Below are 2,673 nucleotides of genomic sequence, written 5' to 3'. Positions count from 1 at the left end.
AGCCCGGACGCCGCCGCCCGGCTGCGGGCACTGCTTCTCGACGACACGCCGCACGCGGTCGCCGCGGTCGCCGCGGTCGCCGTGCCGTGAGTGCGGTTTGGGGGGGCGCCGCTTTCGACGATCCAGGGCAATCTTGAAACGACCGCTTCCGCTCGTCACGCCCCTTTGCGGCCTACCCGATGCACCCGTCGTGCCGGTGAAGCTCGGGTCCTTTGTCCCGTTCGGGAGAGGAACAGCGTGAGGGGCGAGGAATGTCCGGAGAGGTCGTACCCCTCACCCCAACCCTCTCCCGGACGGGAGAGGGGGCTGCGCCGAGCTTCGAACGATCCATCCGGGGCCGTCCGGCAGAAATATGAGCCCGGCAGCACATCCTCTCCCCGATCGACCGGAGAACGAAGAGCCCGCGGTGCCCGAGCCTAAAGGCCCGGGCGTCGCGTCACGCCGCCTCGAGCAGGCGCCGGGCGATGACCTGGGCCTGGATCTCGGCCGCGCCCTCGAAGATCGAGAGGATGCGGGCGTCGCACAGCACGCGGCTGACGGCGTATTCCAGCGCGAAGCCGTTGCCGCCGTGGATCTGCAGGGCGTTGTCGGCCGCCGCCCACGCGACGCGGGCGCCCAGCAGCTTCGCCATGCCGGCCTCGAGGTCGCAGCGCTTGCCCTCGTCCTTCTCGCGCGCCGAGAAGTAGGTGAGCTGGCGGGCGATGTTGATCTCCACCGCCATCATCGCGAGCTTGTCGGCCACCCGCGGGAAGCTGATCAGCGGCTTGCCGAATTGCACCCGGTCCTCGGCGTAGCGCAGGCCGAGGTCGAGGGCCGACTGGGCGACGCCGACGGCGCGGGCCGCGGTCTGGATGCGGGCCGATTCGAAGGTCTGCATCAGCTGGGCGAAGCCCTTGCCCTCGACCTCGCCGAGCAGGTTGGCGGCCGGCACCTCGAAGTTCTCGAAGGCGAGCTCGTACTCCTTCATGCCGCGGTAGCCGAGCACCTCGATCTCGCCGCCGGTTAGGCCCTCGACCGGGAACGGCTCCGCGTCGGTGCCGCGGGGCTTCTCGGCGATCAGCATCGAGAGGCCACGGTGGCCCTTCTCCTCGGGCTTGGTGCGGACCAGCACGGTCATGATGTCGGCGCGGACGGGGTGGGTGATCCAGGTCTTGTTGCCGGAGATCTTCCAGGTCTCGCCGTCCTTCACCGCCTTGGTGCGCAAGGATGCGAGGTCCGAGCCGGTGTTCGGCTCGGTGAACACCGCGGTCGGCAGGATGTCGCCCGACGCGATCTTGGGCAGGAAGCGCTGCTTCTGCTCCTCGGTGCCGCCGCACAGGATCAGCTCGGCGGCGATCTCCGAGCGGGTGCCGAGAGAGCCGACGCCGATATAGGCGCGCGACAGCTCCTCGGAGACGACGCACATGGAGATCTTCGGCAGGCCCATGCCGCCGTACTCTTCCGGGATCGTCAGGCCGAAGACGCCGAGCTCGGCCATCTTGGCGACGATCTCCATCGGGATGTAATCGTTCTTCAGGTGCCACTCGTGCGCCTGGGCCACCACCTCGGCCTTGCCGAAGCGGCGCATCTCGGAGCGGATCGCCTCCATGTCCTCGTCGAGGCCGGAATCGCCGACGGTGGCCGAGGCCGCGCCGTCGCGGATCTTCTGCACCAGGGCGGCGCGGTTCTCCGGGGTGTTGCCGTCGGCGATCAGCGCCTCGACGGCGTCGGTACGGAACTGCTGCACCTCGCGGGCGGTGAGACCGAGCGAGCCGACCGGGCGCACCATCTCGCCCTGGCTCATCGGGATGCCCGAGAACATCTGCTCGAGGTACTCGCCGGCGCCGATCTTCACGAGCAGCGTCTCGGTCTCGCCGAGGCGGCCGGCCTCGCGCAGGTTCGCGGCGTAGGTGCCGAGCTCGCGCACCGCCTCGCCGTAGGTGGCGATCCAGGCCAGCCCGTGGGCGGCGTGCTGCTCGGCCTCCAGCTTGGCGGCGTCGACCTTGCCGTCGGTGCCGAGCACGCGGGTGCGGACCCGGCGGGTCGCCTCGGCGACGAGACGTTTTGCAGATTCGCCGGCGGCCTTCGTGAGGGCGACGAGATCCTGCGGCTCGGGCTGGAAGGCGGGCGAAGCGGACATGGCTGGCACTTTCGTCTGAACGTTTCCGGTTGCCAGCAATATAGGCCCGATCGGCCGGGACGTAGCAAATTCTTCAGGCTCGGGACCGCAATTCGTCTTGAATTTTCTATGCAGCCGCGTGCAATTTTCCTCAACGCCGCAACTGGTTGGCGAAACAGTGGGCGCTGTCGCCGCGCCGTCGAGCTTAGCCCCGGTTGGCCACGGCGACGCCGACCGCGGCGACCACCATGCCGGCGATCTGCAGCCCGGTCAGCGCCTCGCCGAACATCAGATAGGCCATCGCCGCCGAGACCGGCGGCACCAGGAACAGCAGCGCCGAGACGCCGGCCACCGCACCGCGGCGGATCAGGACGAGCAGGAGCAGGATCCCGGCGACGGAGCTCACCAGCACCGACCACGCCATCCCGAGCCAGACCGGCAGCAGCAGCGGCACCGCGAGGCCGTCGCCGGAGAGCAGCGCCAGCGGCACGGCGACCAAGCAGGCGCCGAAGAACTGCAGCGTCGCCGTGGCGAGGAGGTCGGCGTCGGCCCCCGTGCGCTTCTGCCAGAGCGTG

The 2,673-nt window shown here is 69.7% G+C and carries 2 protein-coding genes; both read right to left on the bottom strand.

Annotation, left to right across the window (positions count from 1 at the left end; translation table 11 throughout):
* Positions 1-436: 436 nt before the first annotated feature.
* Positions 437-2,119: an acyl-CoA dehydrogenase family protein gene (locus FV222_RS22380; protein WP_147753143.1), complete on the bottom strand. Its 1,683-nt coding sequence runs from the start codon at positions 2,117-2,119 to the stop codon at positions 437-439.
* A gap of 184 nt (positions 2,120-2,303) precedes the next feature.
* Positions 2,304-2,673, bottom strand: a 370-nt coding sequence (locus tag FV222_RS22375; RefSeq protein WP_147815671.1) for an EamA family transporter, incomplete at its 5' end; no start/stop codon positions are given.

It is taken from the genome of Methylobacterium sp. WL103 (genome assembly GCF_008039885.1).
GTDB classification, from domain to species: Bacteria; Pseudomonadota; Alphaproteobacteria; order Rhizobiales; family Beijerinckiaceae; genus Methylobacterium; species Methylobacterium cerastii.
This window is presented reverse-complemented; position numbering and strand designations above follow the sequence as displayed.